This is a genomic window from Acidovorax sp. SRB_24, assembly GCF_012931925.1.
This window is the reverse complement of sequence record NZ_MWOM01000013.1, coordinates 27,841-43,038: the sequence shown is the minus strand read 5'-3', so window position 1 is coordinate 43,038 and position 15,198 is coordinate 27,841. Positions and strand designations below refer to the sequence as shown.

At 67.8% G+C, this 15,198-nt stretch carries 13 protein-coding genes; 3 read left to right on the top strand and 10 right to left on the bottom strand.

The genetic code is table 11. The features are described 5' to 3' along the window. Positions 1-3: 3 nt before the first annotated feature. Complete coding sequence (flhA, locus tag B2J89_RS06680) at positions 4-2,103, top strand: flagellar biosynthesis protein FlhA (protein WP_169168356.1); 2,100 nt, start codon at positions 4-6, stop codon at positions 2,101-2,103. Here flhA and B2J89_RS06675 read toward each other — a convergent pair. The 6 genes from B2J89_RS06675 to B2J89_RS06650 form a co-directional block, all read right to left on the bottom strand. Continuing rightward, positions 2,084-3,115 (bottom strand): flagellar hook-length control protein FliK, encoded by a 1,032-nt coding sequence (locus B2J89_RS06675; protein WP_169168355.1) that lies wholly within the window; start codon positions 3,113-3,115, stop codon positions 2,084-2,086. The two genes, flhA and B2J89_RS06675, sit on opposite strands and share 20 nt — an antisense overlap. A gap of 100 nt (positions 3,116-3,215) precedes the next feature. Beyond that, complete coding sequence (locus B2J89_RS06670; protein WP_205763732.1) at positions 3,216-4,382, bottom strand: flagellin; 1,167 nt, start codon at positions 4,380-4,382, stop codon at positions 3,216-3,218. 192 nt (positions 4,383-4,574) lie between these two features. Then, positions 4,575-4,958: a fluoride efflux transporter CrcB gene (gene crcB, locus B2J89_RS06665; protein ID WP_169168354.1), complete on the bottom strand. Its 384-nt coding sequence runs from the start codon at positions 4,956-4,958 to the stop codon at positions 4,575-4,577. Positions 4,959-4,971: 13 nt separating this feature from the next. Next, entirely contained in the window at positions 4,972-6,276 is a 1,305-nt protein-coding gene (locus B2J89_RS06660) for a TRAP transporter large permease (RefSeq protein WP_169168353.1), read from the bottom strand. Positions 6,277-6,288: 12 nt separating this feature from the next. Beyond that, complete coding sequence (locus tag B2J89_RS06655) at positions 6,289-6,798, bottom strand: TRAP transporter small permease (RefSeq protein ID WP_169168352.1); 510 nt, start codon at positions 6,796-6,798, stop codon at positions 6,289-6,291. A 12-nt stretch (positions 6,799-6,810) separates the two neighbouring features. After that, on the bottom strand, positions 6,811-7,794 hold the full coding sequence (locus B2J89_RS06650; protein ID WP_169168351.1) for a TRAP transporter substrate-binding protein: 984 nt from the start codon (positions 7,792-7,794) through the stop codon (positions 6,811-6,813). Between the two features lie 192 nt (positions 7,795-7,986). Here B2J89_RS06650 and B2J89_RS06645 point away from each other — a divergent pair, with 192 nt between their 5' ends. Further along, entirely contained in the window at positions 7,987-8,517 is a 531-nt protein-coding gene (locus B2J89_RS06645; RefSeq protein WP_169168350.1) for a winged helix DNA-binding protein, read from the top strand. A 74-nt stretch (positions 8,518-8,591) separates the two neighbouring features. Then, positions 8,592-12,251: a hydantoinase B/oxoprolinase family protein gene (locus B2J89_RS06640; protein WP_169168349.1), complete on the top strand. Its 3,660-nt coding sequence runs from the start codon at positions 8,592-8,594 to the stop codon at positions 12,249-12,251. A 109-nt stretch (positions 12,252-12,360) separates the two neighbouring features. Here the strand turns inward: B2J89_RS06640 and mnhG are convergent, their stop codons facing one another. From mnhG to B2J89_RS06620, 4 genes are read right to left on the bottom strand one after another with little or no spacing between them, the layout of a single operon-like run. After that, the gene (mnhG, locus tag B2J89_RS06635) at positions 12,361-12,735 is read right to left on the bottom strand and encodes a monovalent cation/H(+) antiporter subunit G (RefSeq protein WP_169168348.1); all 375 of its coding nucleotides are present in this window, start codon (positions 12,733-12,735) and stop codon (positions 12,361-12,363) included. Then, on the bottom strand, positions 12,732-13,010 hold the full coding sequence (locus tag B2J89_RS06630; protein WP_169168347.1) for a K+/H+ antiporter subunit F: 279 nt from the start codon (positions 13,008-13,010) through the stop codon (positions 12,732-12,734). The genes mnhG and B2J89_RS06630 overlap by 4 nt, the downstream gene beginning before the upstream one ends. Then, positions 13,007-13,495, bottom strand: a complete 489-nt coding sequence (locus tag B2J89_RS06625) for a Na+/H+ antiporter subunit E (RefSeq protein ID WP_169168346.1) — start codon at positions 13,493-13,495, stop codon at positions 13,007-13,009. Before B2J89_RS06625 ends, B2J89_RS06630 begins: the two co-directional genes overlap by 4 nt. Then, positions 13,492-15,183: a monovalent cation/H+ antiporter subunit D gene (locus B2J89_RS06620; protein WP_169168412.1), complete on the bottom strand. Its 1,692-nt coding sequence runs from the start codon at positions 15,181-15,183 to the stop codon at positions 13,492-13,494. Before B2J89_RS06620 ends, B2J89_RS06625 begins: the two co-directional genes overlap by 4 nt. Between the last annotated feature and the right edge of the window lie 15 nt (positions 15,184-15,198).

Sequence of the window (15,198 nt, the reverse complement as noted above, 5' to 3'; positions counted from 1 at the left end):
GACATGAAACTCCTGCAGCCCGGACTCTTCGACGCCCTGCGCCGCTACAGCTATGCCACGCCGCTGATGGTGCTGGCCCTGCTGGCCATGATCATCCTGCCGCTGCCGCCGGCGGTGCTCGACGTGCTGTTCACGTTCAACATCGTGCTGGCGATCATCGTCATCCTGATCAGCGTCTCGGTCAGCCGCCCGCTCGAATTCTCGACCTTCCCGACCATCATCCTCGCCACCACGCTGATGCGGCTGGCGCTCAATGTCGCCTCGACGCGGGTGGTGCTGCTCAAGGGCCACGAGGGCACGCACGCGGCGGGCCAGGTGATCGAGGCCTTCGGCAACGTGGTGATCGGAGGCAACTTCGTGGTCGGTCTGGTGGTGTTCGTCATCCTGATGATCATCAACTTCGTGGTGGTGACCAAGGGCGCCGAGCGCATCTCGGAAGTGTCGGCGCGCTTCACGCTCGACGCCCTGCCGGGCAAGCAGATGGCGATCGACGCCGACCTCAACGCCGGCCTCATCAACCAGGAAAAAGCCCAGACGCGCCGCCGCGAAGTCGGCATGGAAGCCGACTTCTACGGCGCCATGGACGGAGCCTCGAAGTTCGTGCGTGGCGACGCCATCGCGGGCATCTTGATTTTGCTGATCAACATGATTGGCGGCGTCGCCATCGGCGCCTTCATGCACGACCTGTCGTTCGGCGACGCTTTCCGCCAGTACGCGCTGCTCACCATCGGCGACGGCCTGGTGGCGCAGATTCCGGCGCTGCTGCTGTCGGCGGCGGCGGCCATCATCGTCACGCGCGTGAGCGACTCGGGCGACTTCGAAACCCAGGTCAGCGGCCAGCTGCTGGCATCGCCCCAGGCGCTGTACAGCGCGGCGGCGCTGATGACGGTGCTGGGTCTGATCCCCGGCATGCCTTGGCTCAGTTTTCTGGGGTTTGCGGCCGTTCTGGCCTTCGTGGCCTGGCGCGTGGGCCAGCGTCCGCAGCGCCCCGCGCCAGGCAGCGATGTGGCTGCGCTCGGCGCTGCCCTGGCCACGGCCGAGCCGCCGGCCGACATCGACTGGCGCAGCCTGCCCTTTGTCGAGCCCCTGTCGGTGGCGCTGGGCTACCGCCTGGTGAGCCTGATCGACAAGGCGCAGGGCGCGCCGCTGCTCAAGCGCGTCAAGGGTGTGCGCCAGACGCAGAGCGAAGGCCTGGGCCTGCTGCTGCCCGCCATCGCCGTGCGCGACGACCTCGCGCTCAAGCCCAGCCAATACGCCATCATGCTGCGCGGCACCGTGGTGGCGCGCGCCGAGGTGCCGGCCGACAAGCTCATGGCCATCTCGTCGCCCCACCTGTACGGCGAGGTGGACGGCGAGCCCGGCGCCGACCCGGCCTACGGTATGCCCGTGGTCTGGATCAGCACCGACGACAAGGCCCACGCGCTCGGCCTGGGTTACCAGGTGGTCGATGTGCCCAGCGTGGTCGCCACGCACCTGAGCAAAGTGATCCGCGAATACCTGCCCGAACTGTTCGGACACGAGGACGCGGGCGAACTGATGGAGCGCCTGGCCGCGCTCGCGCCCAAGCTGGCCGAAGCGCTGGGCAAGGCCATGAGCCATTCGCAGCTGCTCAAGGTCTTTCGCGCGCTGCTAGCCGAAAACGTCTCGCTCAAAGACATCGTGCCGATTGCCACGACCCTGCTGGAGACGGCCGAAACCACCAAAGACCCGGTGCTGCTGGCTGCCGAGGTGCGCTGTACCCTGCGCCGCCAGATCGTCGACAGCCTGTGCGGCCAGCGACCCGAGCTGAAAGTGTTCAACCTCACCGGCGACCTCGAGAACATGCTACTGGGCGCGCTCAACCAGGCCCGCCAGGGTGGTGCCAAGGTGGCGCTCGACAACTATGCCATCGACCCGAATCTGCTGTCGCAACTGCAAGCGCACATGCCGCTGGCGCGCGACCAGATGAAGCAGCAGACCACGCCGCCGCTGCTGCTCGTGATGCCGCAGGTCAGGCCGCTACTGGCGCGCTACGCGCGCCTGTTTGCGCCGGGCCTCAACGTGCTGTCGTACAACGAGATTCCCGAGAACCGCGAAATCAGCATCATTGGAACGGTGGGCTGAGCGCGTTCAGCACTTCGGCCGCCGCGCGAAACAGGCCCGGCGGCAGAGCGGTGTGTACGCTGCACAGCTGCTGCGCCGTGGCGGGCAGCGCCATCATGGGCTGCCCCGGGGGCGCCGGCGCCACCTGGCACTGCATGAGCCGCAGCCCGGCGCGGGCCAGCGACGCGGCGATCAGCGCGGTGCGGCTGCGCAGCAGCGGCACGCTCTCTGCGCTCTGCGCCGCCAGGTTCAAGGCCACGGCGCTGCCGTACATCGACACATCGATGCGCACCTCGCCCAGGCCGGGCAGCAGCAGCAACAGGCCCATGTTCTGGGCCATGGCGCCCGTGGGCCGGCCGTGCCGCGCGCCGCGCGGGCGCGGCTGCGCCGGCCAGAACGTCAGCCCCACGCCCGGCCAGAGCAGGGTTTGAAACACCAGCGTGGGTTGCAGCGTGGACGCTTCGGCGCTCGGGGCCAGAGCTGCGCCCAGCGGCACCAGCGCGGTGCCGGCCGACGCCGGTGTGCTTGATGCGGCTGCCGGCACCGCGCGCTGCAACCGCTGCAGCACCATGGCGCGCCACTGCGCGGCCAGCGCCGCCACGTCGAGCGGCGGGGCCAGCAGGCGGTGCATGCCGGCCTGGTCCGGCAGCAGGGCCGCAGGGGTTTGCCCGGCCAGCAGGCCGGCGCGTGCGGGCAGGCCCTCGTCGGCGGGGCCGAGCACGGCCAGCTCCAGCTGGGGCGAGGTGCTCACCACCCGCACCAGCAGCAGTTGCCCCGGCGCCCAGGCCTGGCCCGCCAGGGCCGAGGTGGGAATCTGGAACGGCAAGCCATCGGCGCTGCGCGCCAGCAGGCCGCCGTCGAAGGCTGAGAACACGCGCAGCCGCAGCAGGGGCGCGATCCCCTCGGGCGGCAGCGCCGGCAGCAGGGCCGCTGGCGCGGTAGGCAAGGCCACGGCCCCGCCACCCGCGCGCGGCACCAGTGGGCGCGCCACGGCGCCGATGGGGGGTGAAGGGGTAGCCCGCTCCAGTGCCATGGCGTGCTCCAGTCAAGCCAAAAGAAAAGCCAACCGCAGACGCGGTTGGCTTGGGGGCAGGCTGGCGCTAGCGCCAGCCTGAAGCCGCCGCAGGGGCGTCTTACTGCAGCAGCGACAGGGCCAGCTGCGACATGCTGTTGGACTGCTTGAGCATGCTGGTGCTGGCTTGCATCAGCATCTGCTTGGTCGTCATGGTGGCGGATTCGGCGGCGTAGTCCACATCCATGATGCGGCCCGAAGCGGCCTGCACGTTGTTGCTCATGTTCGACAGGTTGACGGAGGTGTGCTCCAGGCGGTTCGAAGCGGCACCCAAGGTGGAGCGCAGCGAGCCCACCGAGTCGATCGCGGCTTGCAGCTTGTCTATGCTGGCCGATGCCGAACCGGCGGCGGTCAGTTCCGTGCCTGCAACGCCGCTTGCGGCGCCAAACGAGTTGTATCCCATGGACGCATCGTGCAGCGCGGTGTGCATCGCGGTCAGTTGGGCAGACAGATCCAGGCCCATGGTTTCGGAGGTCGATGCGCCAATCTGGAAGTTGATCGATGTGGCGAATTTTCCATCGGGAGTTGCAGCGGTGGCGGAGTTTTGTGCTGCTGTCGAATAAGCAGCGGAACTGGCGGCGTCTGCTTGGGCCAAGACATTGGCTTTGTCCGCCGCTTGCAGGGTAACGTTTGCAGCCGCCAAAGCGGTCACGGTGGTGGCGTCCGTGGTGTCCAAGGCCAGCAAAGCGGCATCGTAGTCAGTTTTTGCCGTGTCGTAATCGAATTGGGTGCCGGCGGTGGCATCACCGACGCGGGCAGCGTCGGCGGCGGCTTTGGTTGCTGCAGCAGCTATTTCAGCCGAGGAAGCAGCCTTGTTCATCAGCTTGGCGCCGCCGAAGGTGGTGTTGCCAATGATGTTGCTCAATTCCGTCGACAGCGAGTCGAACTCGGCTTGCATGGCGGTTTTGTCGGTGTCGGTGGCCGAAGCGTCCGCCGCCTGGGTTGCCAAGTCCTTCATGCGAACCAGCATGTTGGTGACTTCGCTGAGCGAGCCTTCGGCGGTCTGCATCAGCGAGATGCTGTTTTGCGTGTTACGCATGGCCACGGCCATGCCGCTGGTTTGTGCCTTCAGGCGGGTGGCGATCTGCAGGCCGGCGGCGTCGTCCATGGCCGAGTTGATGCGAAAGCCCGTGGAGAGGCGCGTCATCGAGTTGGACAGGGCCTTATTGGTCGAGCCGGATACGGCCTGGGCCGAGAGGGATGCCGAATTGGTGTGCAAGCTAAGCATGTCAGTGAACTCCTGGTGTTGGGTGGTTTACAGGCAGCGTTTTCTGCGCCCGTACCCACACAAGGCGGTCGACCGGTGGCGAAACTTAAATGCTGGTGCGCAAATTGTTTTGCGGCGTGTGGCGGCGCGCTGGGTAGAACCCGTTGGGCTTCTGGTAAATTTCAAGCTAAATGCGCCTAAAACGCCCGCCCATCAAGCGCGAGATGCTATGAAGTAAGTAGCGTTGTGCATGCCCAGCGTCGTCAGCAGCAGCGAGCCGAACAGGTGCATTCCGATGGTGCCTGCGGCGAGCAGGTAGCGCTGCTGCTGCAGCATGGCCACGACCTCGGCCGAGAAGCTGGAGAAGGTGGTGAGCGCGCCCAAGAATCCGGTGATGAGGGCCAAGCGCCAGGCGGGGTCAAGCTGCGGCAGGGCCTGGAACACGGCCACGCACACGCCGATCAGGTAGCCGCCGACCAAGTTAGCGACCAGCGTGCCCCAGGGCAGCCCGTGGCCGGCGCTGAGCCACAGGCCCAGGCGCCAGCGGGCCAGTGCGCCGGCGCTGGCACCGAGGCAAATGGCCACGACGTGGAGCATGGTGGGCAGGGCCTTAGCGCGCCGACATCTGCTGCGGCAGCCAGGTGACGATGGCCGGGAACAGATAGATCAGCGCCACGGCCGCGCACATGAGCACGAACATGGGGAAGGTGACCCGGGCAATCCAGGTCAGCTCGCGCCCCGTCATGCCCTGGAGCACGAACAGGTTGAAGCCCACGGGCGGCGTGATCTGCGCCATCTCGACCACCAGCACGATGAAGATGCCGAACCAGATCGGGTCGATGCCGGCGGCCTGCACCGTCGGCATGAGCACGCCCATGGTCAGCACTACCATCGAGATGCCGTCGAGAAAGCAGCCGAGGATGATGAAGAATACGGCGAGCGCGGCGATCAGCTGCGCCTGGTTCAAGCCCAGCGTGGCGATCCACTCGGCGAGGTGGCGCGGCAGGCCAATGTAGCCCATCGACAGCGTCAGAAACGCGGCGCCCGCCAGGATCAGCGCGATCATGCAGTACAGGCGCGTGGCGCCCATGAGCGCACCGCGAAAGCTCTCCCAGTTGAGCGAGCCCTGCAGGCCCGACAGCAGCAGCGAGCCCAGCACGCCCACGGCCGCGGCCTCGGTGGCGGTGGCAAAGCCGGTGTAGATGGAGCCGAGCACGGCGGCGATCAGCAGCACGACCGGGATGAGGCTTCTGGAGGCGCTGAGCTTCTGCGCGAACGTCAGCTGCTCGTCGGCGGCCGGCACCTGCTCGGGGTGGCGCAGCGCCCACAGCATGATGTAGCCCGAGAACAGCGCCGCCAGCAGCACGCCGGGCAACACGCCGGCAATGAACAGCTTGGAGATTGATACCTCGGCCGTGACGCCATAGACGATCATGATGATGGACGGCGGGATGAGCAGCCCCAGCGTGCTGGCACCGGCCAGCGTGCCGATGACCATGTTCTCGGGGTAGCCGCGGCGCGTGAGCTCGGGCAGGGTCATCTTGCCGATGGTGGCGCAGGTGGCGGCACTCGACCCCGACACGGCCGCGAAGATGGTGCAGCCGACCACGTTGGTATGCAGCAGCCGCCCGGGCAGGTTTTGCACCCAGGGCGCCAGGCCCTTGAACATGTCTTGAGAGAGCCGCGTACGGAACAGGATTTCGCCCATCCAGATGAACAGCGGCAGGGCGGTGAGCGTCCAGCTCGATGCCGAGCCCCAGATGGTCACGGCCATGGCGTCGCCCGCAGGGCGGGCAGAAAACAGCTGCATGCCGATCCAGGCCACGCCCGAGAGCGTAAGCCCGATCCAGACGCCGCTGCCCAGGATCAGGAACAGCGAAAGCATCAGCAGGCCGGTGATGGCGAGGTCGCTCATGGTGGTCAGGCCTTATTCATTGCGCAGGGCTTCGCCGGACTGCGGCTGCTGGCGCTGCCCGAGCAGCTCCAGCACCAGTTCATCGATGAAGGCGATCGCCAGCACCACGGTGCCGGTCGCCATGGCCAGTTGCGGCAGCCACAGCGGCGTGGCGTCGCTGCCGGTGGACATGTCGTTGAAAAGGTGCGACTGCCAGGCCAGCTTGCAGCTGTAGAACGCGTACAGCACGGCCAGCAGCGAGGCCAGGGCCAGGGCCCAGACCTCGAAGCCCTTCTTCCAGCGGCCGTGCAGGGCGCCCAGCAGCAGCGTCACGCGGATGTGTTCGCCGCGCTTGAGCGTGTGCGCCATGGCCAGGAAACCGCAGGCCGCCATCAGGTAGCCGGCATAGGCGTCGATGCCCGGCACCAGAAAGCTCAGCTGGCGGCTCGCGATGGACAGCAGCACGGCGCCCAGCAGCGCCACCATGAAAAGCGCCGCCAGGGCGGCGGCGCTGTCGTAGAGAAAATTCAACAAACGGCGCATGGGGCCCTGACTTTACTTGCGGTAGCCGTCCACCAGCGCCTTGCCGTCGGGGCCGGCCTTGTCCAGCCATTCCTTGAGCATGGCGTCGCCCACCTTGGCCATGTCGGCCTTGAGCTGGGGCGAGGGCGGCAGCACCTGCATGCCCTCGGCCTTGAGCTTGGCCAGGGTGTCGGTGTTCACGCGCTCGCTGGCGGCCCAGCCGCGCGCCTCGGCGTCCGCGCCGGCCTTCAGCAGGGCTTCCTGCAGCGGTTTGTCGAGCGCGTCGAAGGCCTTTTTGTTCACGATGACCGCATTCTTGGGCAGCCAGGCCTGGGTGTCGTAGTAGTACTTGAGGTGCTCGTAGAGCTTGCTGTCCACGCCCGTGGCACCGGACGTCATGGTCGCCTCGACCACGCCCGTGGCCAGGGCCTGCGAGAACTCGGCCGCCTGCACGGTGACGGGCTGCGCGCCGACCAGTTCGGCGATGCGCGCCGTGGCCGGGCTGTAGGCGCGCCACTTGATGCCCTTCAAATCGGCGGCGGTGTTGACCGGTTTCTTGGTGTAGATGCCCTGCGGCGGCCAAGCCACCGCGTACAGCAGGACCATGCCTTGCTCGGCGAGTTTCTTTTCCAGGAAAGGCTTTTGCGCCTGGTACAGCCGTTTGGCGTCGCCGTAACTCGACGCGAGGAACGGCTGGCCGTCGGCGCCGTAGATCTGCCATTCGTTCTGGAAGTTGACCAGCAGGATCTCGCCCATCTGCGCCTGGCCGCCCTGCACGGCGCGCTTGATTTCGGGCGCCTTGAACAGCGCGGCGTTGGCGTGCAGCGTGATCTTGAACTTGCCGGCGGTGGCCTTGTCCACGTCGCTGACCAATTGGGCCAGGTTCTCGGTGTGGAAGTTGGTGGCCGGGTAGGCGGCCGCCAGGTCCCATTTGGCCTGGGCCCAGGCGGTGGGGGCGGACAGGCCGCAGGCCAGGGCTAGGCCCAGAACGGTGACAGGCAAGGCTCGACGCTTCATAGGGCAACTCCGCAAAAGTGGGGGAATTTCGACGGCAGAAACAGAGAGGCCACTGTAGCGGAAGCATTTTGAAACGCCCTAGGTGTTTCTCCTAAATGTCGACAAATTGGCGACAAAATATTATCCAAATGCCTACAATCAGAGGCCTTGTAGATTCCTTTCCTGTGCCATTTCTCTGGAGTTGACCCGTCCATGAAGCCTGCTGCGCGCGCCAAGTCTGAGTCTGGCCCCATCGTTTCTTCGGCGCACCTGGTGTCGGCGCAGAGTGCTGAAATGAGCGAGTTCGAATTCGGCCTGATCGTGGCCGGCAACGCCTTTCACCGCTGGGTCGTGCACTGCATGGCGGCGGCCGGGCTCAAGGACCTGACGCCGCTCGATGTCGTGGTGCTGCACCACGTCACGCACCGCGCGCGCGACAAGCGCCTGGCCGACATCTGCTTCATCATGAACGTCGAAGACACGCACCTCGTCAATTACGCGCTCAAGAAGCTGCAAGGACTGGGCGTGGTGGTGTCGCGCAAGAACGGCAAGGAAGTGACCTACGCCGCCACCGAAGAGGGGCAGGCCTATGTGCAGCGCTACCGCGAGATCCGCGAAAGCTGCCTGATCAACGCGCTCAACGCCGACGACGCGCTCAACCGCGATATCGGCGAGCTCGGGCGCCTGCTGCGCGTGCTCTCGGGCATGTACGACCAGGCCGCGCGCGCCGCGGCGTCGCTCTGAAATTTCCATGAAATCAGGCTTTGGCGCTTGATGGGCCAGCGCTTGTAGCTCTGTTTCTAATAGCAAGCATGCCCATGACACACGCACACCTCCCTCGCTGGCAGTTCTGGATCGACCGCGGCGGCACCTTCACCGACCTGGTCGGGCGCCGGCCCGATGGCACCTTGGTCACGCACAAGCTGCTGTCCGACAACCCCGAGCAGTACCGGGACGCGGCCGTCGCCGGCATTCGCCATCTGCTGGGCCTGGCGCCCGACGCACCCGTGACGACCGACCTGGTGGAGTGCGTGAAGATGGGCACGACCGTGGCGACCAATGCGCTGCTCGAGCGCAAGGGCGAGCCGACGCTGCTGGTGACCACGGCGGGGTTTCGCGATGCGCTGCGCATCGCCTACCAGAACCGGCCGCGCCTGTTCGACCGCCAGATCGTGCTGCCCGAGCTGCTGTACGAACGCGTGATCGAGGCGCAGGAGCGCATGGGCGCGCACGGCGAAGTGGTGCAGGTGCTCGAAGAAGAGCACCTGCGCGAGCGCCTGTGGGCCGCCTACGACGCCGGCCTGCGCAGTGTGGCGATCGTGTTCATGCACGGCTACCGCTACACCGAGCACGAAAAAGCCGCGGAGCGCCTGGCGCGCGAGGTGGGCTTCACCCAGATCAGCACCTCGCACGGCACCAGTCCGATGATGAAGTTCGTGGGCCGCGGCGACACGACGGTGGTCGATGCCTACCTCTCGCCCATCCTGCGCCGCTACGTCGAGCAGGTGGCCGCCGACATGCCGGGCGTGAAGCTGTTTTTCATGCAGTCCTCGGGCGGCCTCACCGACGCCCATGTGTTCCAGGGCAAGGACGCGATCCTGTCCGGCCCCGCGGGCGGCATCGTTGGCATGGCGCGCACGGCCGAGATTGCCGGGCACCGGCGTGTGATCGGCTTCGACATGGGTGGCACTTCGACCGACGTGAGCCATTTTGCGGGCGAGTTCGAGCGCGAGTTCGAGACCCAGGTGGCCGGCGTGCGCATGCGCGCGCCGATGATGAGCATCCACACCGTGGCGGCCGGTGGCGGCTCGATCCTGGGCTTTGACGGTGCGCGCTTTCGCGTCGGGCCCGAGAGCGCGGGCGCCAACCCGGGCCCGGCCAGTTACCGGCGCGGCGGGCCGCTGGCCGTGACCGATGCCAACGTGATGGTGGGCAAGCTGCAGCCGGCGCAGTTTCCGCGCGTGTTCGGCCATGGCGCCGACGAACCGCTGGACGCCGAGGTCGTGCGCGAGAAGTTTGGCGCCCTGGCGCAGCAGACCGGCCGCAGCGCCGAAGACGTGGCGCATGGCTTCATCCAGATTGCGGTGCAGCAGATGGCCAATGCCATCAAGAAGATCTCGGTGGCGCGCGGCTACGACGTCACGCGCTACACGCTGCAGTGCTTTGGCGGCGCCGGTGGCCAGCATGCGTGCCTCGTGGCCGACGCGCTGGGCATGGCGCGCGTGCTGGTGCACCCGCTGGCCGGGGTGCTCTCGGCCTATGGCATGGGGCTCGCCGACCAGAACGTGATCCGCGAGCAGGCCGTGGAATGCCGGCTCACGCCCGAGGCCTTGCCGGCCATCGCGGCGCGCCTGCAGGCGCTGCAGGACGCTGCGCTGGCCGACTTCGAGGACCAGCAGGTGGGCGGCGCCGCCGCCGTGGTGCACCGCCGCGTGCATGTGCGCTACGAAGGCTCGGACGCCGCGCTGGTCGTGCCCTTCGGCGATCTCGAGACGATCGTTGCGGGGTTCGAAGCCGCGTACCGCCAGCGTTTTTCGTTCCTCATGCAGGGCAAGGCGCTCGTGGCCGAGGCGGTGTCGGTCGAGGCCGTGGTGGCCGGCGACGCGCCGCAAGAGCCGGTGCACGCGCTGCACCCGGCGCGCGAGGTGCCGCGCCGTGACACCGTGCGCATGTACACCGGCGGCGCCGACGGCCTGGCCGCCTGGCATGACGCGGCGCTGATCGTGCGCGCCGACATGCGCCCGGGCGACGTGGTCGCGGGCCCGGCCATCATTGCCGAGAAGAACGCCACCACCGTGGTCGAGCCGGGCTGGGTGGCCACGCTCACCGAGCTCGACCACCTGCTGCTGGAACGGCGCGAGCCGCGCGCGCTGCAGTACGCGGCCGGCACCACGGTCGACCCGGTGCTGCTCGAGGTGTTCAACAACCTGTTCATGAACATTGCCGAGCAGATGGGCCTGCAGCTGCAGAACACCGCCTACTCGGTCAACATCAAGGAGCGCCTGGACTTCAGCTGCGCGCTGTTCGACGCCGACGGCCAGCTGATCGCCAACGCGCCGCACATGCCGGTGCACCTGGGCTCGATGGGCGAGAGCATCAAGACCGTGATCCGCGAGAACGCCGGCACGATGCAGCCGGGCGACGTGTATGTGCTCAACGACCCCTACCACGGCGGCACGCACCTGCCCGACATCACGGTGATCACGCCGGTCTACATCGGCAGCGACGCGCAGCAGCCCACGTTCTACGTCGGCAGCCGCGGCCACCATGCCGACATCGGTGGCACCACGCCGGGCTCGATGCCGCCGTTTTCCACGCGCATCGAGGAAGAGGGCGTGCAGATCAACAACGTGAAACTGGTCGAGGCGGGCCGGCTGCGCGAGGCCGAGATCTTGGCGCTGCTGGCAAGCGGCGAATATCCCTCGCGCAACCCGCAGCAGAACCTGGCCGACCTCAAGGCGCAGATCGCCGCCAACGAAAAGGGCGTGCAGGAGCTGCGCAAGATGGTGGAGCAGTTTGGCTTGGGTGTCGTGCAAGCCTACATGGGCCATGTGCAGGACAACGCCGAAGAATCGGTGCGCCGCGCCATCACGCACCTGGCCGCGCGCGTGAAAGACGGCCAGTTCACGCTGGCGCTCGACAACGGCGCGCAGATCTGCGTGGCGGTGCGCGTCGACGGCGCCGCGCGCACGGCCGAGATCGACTTCACCGGCACCAGCGCGCAACAGAGCAACAACTTCAATGCGCCCACCGCCGTGTGCATGGCGGCGGTGCTCTATGTCTTCCGCTGCCTGGTCGACGACGACATTCCGCTCAACGCGGGCTGCCTCAAGCCGCTCAAGGTCGTCATCCCGCCGGGCTCGATGCTCAACCCGAACCCGCCGGCCTCGGTGGTGGCGGGCAACGTCGAGACCTCGACCTGCATCACCAATGCGCTGCTCGGCGCCCTGGGCGTGATGGCCGGCAGCCAGCCGACCATGAACAACTTCACCTTTGGCAACGCGAGCTACCAGTACTACGAGACGATCTCGGGCGGCAGCGGCGCGGGCGGCGTGTTTGACAGCGCGGGCCAGCTGGTCGGCGGGTTTGGCGGCACGAGCGTGGTGCAGACCCACATGACCAACTCGCGCCTGACAGACCCCGAGGTGCTCGAGTTCCGCTTTCCGGTGCGGCTGCTGGGCTATGCGATCCGCACGGGATCGGGCGGCGCGGGCCGTTGGCGCGGCGGCGACGGCGGCGTGCGCCGCGTGCAGTTTCTCGAACCCATGACGGCCAGCATCCTCTCCAACGGCCGCATCCACCCGGCCTTCGGCATGGCCGGCGGCCAGAACGGCGCACCGGGCATCAACCGCGTGGTGCGCGCGGACGGGCGCACCGAGCCACTGGCGCACATCGGCCAGGCGCAGATGGAGGCGGGCGACGTGTTCGAGATCCACACGCCGGGCGGCGGCGGCTTTGGCGCGCTATCCAAAGAATAGCCGCCCGCGCTGGTGTCTGAAGGGTTTCAGGCTAAAAACGGCCTGAAACCGTTTGCCAGCGAGCGCTGGCTGCTCACCTTTTTGCAGGCAACGGCGTGCGCCGCCGTGTTCACAGCGGGGCGCGGCCGGAGTTCTGCGCGTGGGTGCTCACGCTGGGCGGCGCATCCTGGCCCATCTGGCGCGCCCGGAACAGCGCCGCGCGCATCAGGAAAATGGTGGTGATTGGCACAGTGACCGCGATGAACACCGCGATCAGCAGCAGGTGCACGGCCAGGCCCTCGCCCTGCAGCGAGAAGTAGAGCAGGGCGCCGTACATGATGCACCAGCAGCCCATGGTGGCGATCATCGCGGGCGCGTGCACGCGTTCGAAGAAGCTGCGCAGGCGCAGCAGGCCAAACGAGCCGAGCAGCGCCACCGCCGCGCCCGCGAGCACGAGCAGCGCCACGGCAACCTGCGCCCATGCGGGCAGTGCGTCGGCGTTCATTCGATCACCTCGCCGCGCAGCAGGAACTTGGCCATGGCCGTCGAGCCGACGAAGCCGAACGCGGCAATCAGGAGCGCGGCCTCGAAATAGTCGGCGCTGCCATAGATCAGGCCGAGCACCAGCATGGCGAGCATGGCGTTGAGGTAGAGGCAGTCCAGCGCCAGCACGCGGTCCTGCGCGCTCGGGCCCTTGAGCAGGCGCAGCAGCGTGCAGGCCATGGCCAGCATCAGCATCAGCAAGGCCAGCGGCAGGGCCCACGAAAGTACCGAAGTCATTCAAAAATCTCCATGAGCGGGCGCTCGTAGCGCTGCTTGATGTCGGCGGCGATCGCCGCGGCGTCGTGCAGTTCGAGCACGTGCAGCAGCAGCACGCTGCGGTCCCGCGACAGTTCGGCCCAGGCCGTGCCCGGGGTGATGCAGACGATGCCGGCCAGCACCGCGAGCGCATTGGGGTCGCGCACGTCGAGCGGCACCTGCACGAAGCCTGCGCGGTGCTGCGCTGGCCCGGTGCGCAGCAGCAGCCGCACGACAGCGGCATTGGAGCGCAGGCTGTCCGCGGCCACCGTGAGCAGGAGGCGCAGCACCACGCCGGGGCGGCGGATGCGCACGGGCAGGGGGCGCAAGCCCGCGGTGAGCAGCGGAATGGCAACGGCCAGCACTGCGGCCAGCAGCAGGTGCCCGGCGCTGATGCTCTGGTTGAGCAGCAGCCACAGCACGAACAGCGCCACCGACAGCAGGGGCGTGGGCAGCAGGCGCTTCATGGGGCTCCTCCTTCTGGTGCGGCGGCACCGGGCGCGGCGCCGGGGTCGGGCACGGGCGCGGCCGACATGACGGCGCGCACATAGGTGCCGGGCGAGTGCAGGGCGTCTGCGGTGGCCTGGGCAAAGTGCATCGCGGGCCCGGCCGCCACGGTCAGGGCCATGCACACCGCCAACAGCACGGCAATCGGCAGGCCCTCGACCACGCGCAGCTGCGGCCTGGCGCGGTCGTGCGCCGCCCAGAAATGGCGGATGCCGGAGCGCGTGAGCGCGATCAGGGCCAGCAGCCCAGAGGCGATCAGCAGGGCCAGGAAGGTCCAGCCCACCCACCCTGGATGCTGCCCTGCGGACGACGCCAGGCCCAGCGGGTTGAGCACGGCGGTGAGCATCGCGAACTTGCCCACGAAGCCCGACAGCGGCGGCAGCCCGGTGATCAGCAGCGTGCACGCCATGAACGACAGGCCCAGGAAAGCCGCCGCGGCGGGAATGGCGCGGCCGACCAGCACCTCTTCTTCGTCGTCGAGGTTGGTGCCCTGCGTGGGCACCAGTTCGGCGTTCAGGAACGGGGCCTCGTCGGCGTGGGGTTCGTAGGGAAACGTGCCGTCGCCGTTGTTGCGCCAGCGGTCGATCAGGTCGCTGAGCAGGAACAGCGCGCCCACGGCCAGCGTGGAGCTGGGCAGGTAGTACAGCAGCCCGGCGGTGAGCATGTTCTGGCCAAAGCCGGTGGCGGCCAGCAAGGTGCCCGACGACACGATGGCGGCGTAGCCCGCCAGATGGCCCAGACGCTGCGAACCCAGCATGCCGATGGCACCGAAGGCCATCGTCACCAGGCCGGCACCGATCAGCCACAGGCTGCCGAAATGGGCCGATGCCCCGGCCTCGGTGCTGAACATCAGCGTCCACAGCCGCAGGATGGCGTAGATGCCCACCTTGGTCATGATCGCAAACAGGGCCCCCACCGGGGCGGTGGCGGCGCTGTAGGCGGGCACCAGCCAGAAGTTCAGCGGCCAGACGGCCGCCTTGATCAGGAAGGCGGTCGCCAGGATCGCGGCGGCGGTGTGCAGCAGGCTGCGGTCGTCGTCCGCGATCTGGGCCACCGCCTGGGCCAGGTCGGCCATGTTCAGGGTGCCGGTCAGTCCATAGAGCATGGACACGCCGATCAGGAACAGCGACGATGCTGCGAGGTTGATGGCAATGAAGTGCAGCCCCGACTGCACCCTGGCGCGGCCCGAGCCGTGCAGCAGCAGGCCATAGGACGCGGCCAGCATGATCTCGAAGAACACGAACAGGTTGAACAGGTCGGCCGTGAGAAAAGCGCCGGCCAGGCCCATGAGCTGGAACTGGAACAGCGGGTGGTAGTGCACGCCGGCGCGGTGCCAGCGCGCGCTGGCAAACAGGACCGATGCCAGGCCGAGCACGCTGGTGAGGACCAGCATCAGCGCCGACAGCCGGTCCAGCGCGAGCACGATGCCGAACGGCGCAGGCCAGTTGCCGGGCAGGTAGATGCCCATGGTGGCGGGGGCGCCGCGTTGGTGGGTCCAGAGCAGCAGGGCCACGGCCACGCCCAGGCCGATCAGGGTCGAGCCGAGGTTCAGCGCGAGCTTGAGGCGCTGCTTCTCCTCGCGCAGCAGCAGCATCAGCGCGGCGGTGAACAGGGGCAGCACCACGGGGGCGAGCATGAGGTGCGGCATGGCTGCCGCGGTGAA

Excerpts from the sequence above, each read along its gene's own strand:
- crcB (WP_169168354.1), bottom strand. The coding sequence starts at position 4,958 with ATGCTCCACGTCGTGGCCATTTGCCTCGGTGCCAGCGCCGGCGCACTG.
- B2J89_RS06630 (WP_169168347.1), bottom strand. The coding sequence starts at position 13,010 with ATGACTTCGGTACTTTCGTGGGCCCTGCCGCTGGCCTTGCTGATGCTG.
- B2J89_RS06645 (WP_169168350.1), top strand. The coding sequence starts at position 7,987 with ATGAAGCCTGCTGCGCGCGCCAAGTCTGAGTCTGGCCCCATCGTTTCT.
- B2J89_RS06640 (WP_169168349.1), top strand. The coding sequence starts at position 8,592 with ATGACACACGCACACCTCCCTCGCTGGCAGTTCTGGATCGACCGCGGC.
- B2J89_RS06625 (WP_169168346.1), bottom strand. The coding sequence starts at position 13,495 with ATGAAGCGCCTGCTGCCCACGCCCCTGCTGTCGGTGGCGCTGTTCGTG.
- B2J89_RS06655 (WP_169168352.1), bottom strand. The coding sequence starts at position 6,798 with ATGCGCCGTTTGTTGAATTTTCTCTACGACAGCGCCGCCGCCCTGGCG.
- B2J89_RS06670 (WP_205763732.1), bottom strand. The coding sequence starts at position 4,382 with ATGCTTAGCTTGCACACCAATTCGGCATCCCTCTCGGCCCAGGCCGTA.
- flhA (WP_169168356.1), top strand. The coding sequence starts at position 4 with ATGAAACTCCTGCAGCCCGGACTCTTCGACGCCCTGCGCCGCTACAGC.
- B2J89_RS06620 (WP_169168412.1), bottom strand. The coding sequence starts at position 15,183 with ATGCCGCACCTCATGCTCGCCCCCGTGGTGCTGCCCCTGTTCACCGCC.
- mnhG (WP_169168348.1), bottom strand. The coding sequence starts at position 12,735 with ATGAACGCCGACGCACTGCCCGCATGGGCGCAGGTTGCCGTGGCGCTG.
- B2J89_RS06660 (WP_169168353.1), bottom strand. The coding sequence starts at position 6,276 with ATGAGCGACCTCGCCATCACCGGCCTGCTGATGCTTTCGCTGTTCCTG.
- B2J89_RS06675 (WP_169168355.1), bottom strand. The coding sequence starts at position 3,115 with ATGGCACTGGAGCGGGCTACCCCTTCACCCCCCATCGGCGCCGTGGCG.
- B2J89_RS06650 (WP_169168351.1), bottom strand. The coding sequence starts at position 7,794 with ATGAAGCGTCGAGCCTTGCCTGTCACCGTTCTGGGCCTAGCCCTGGCC.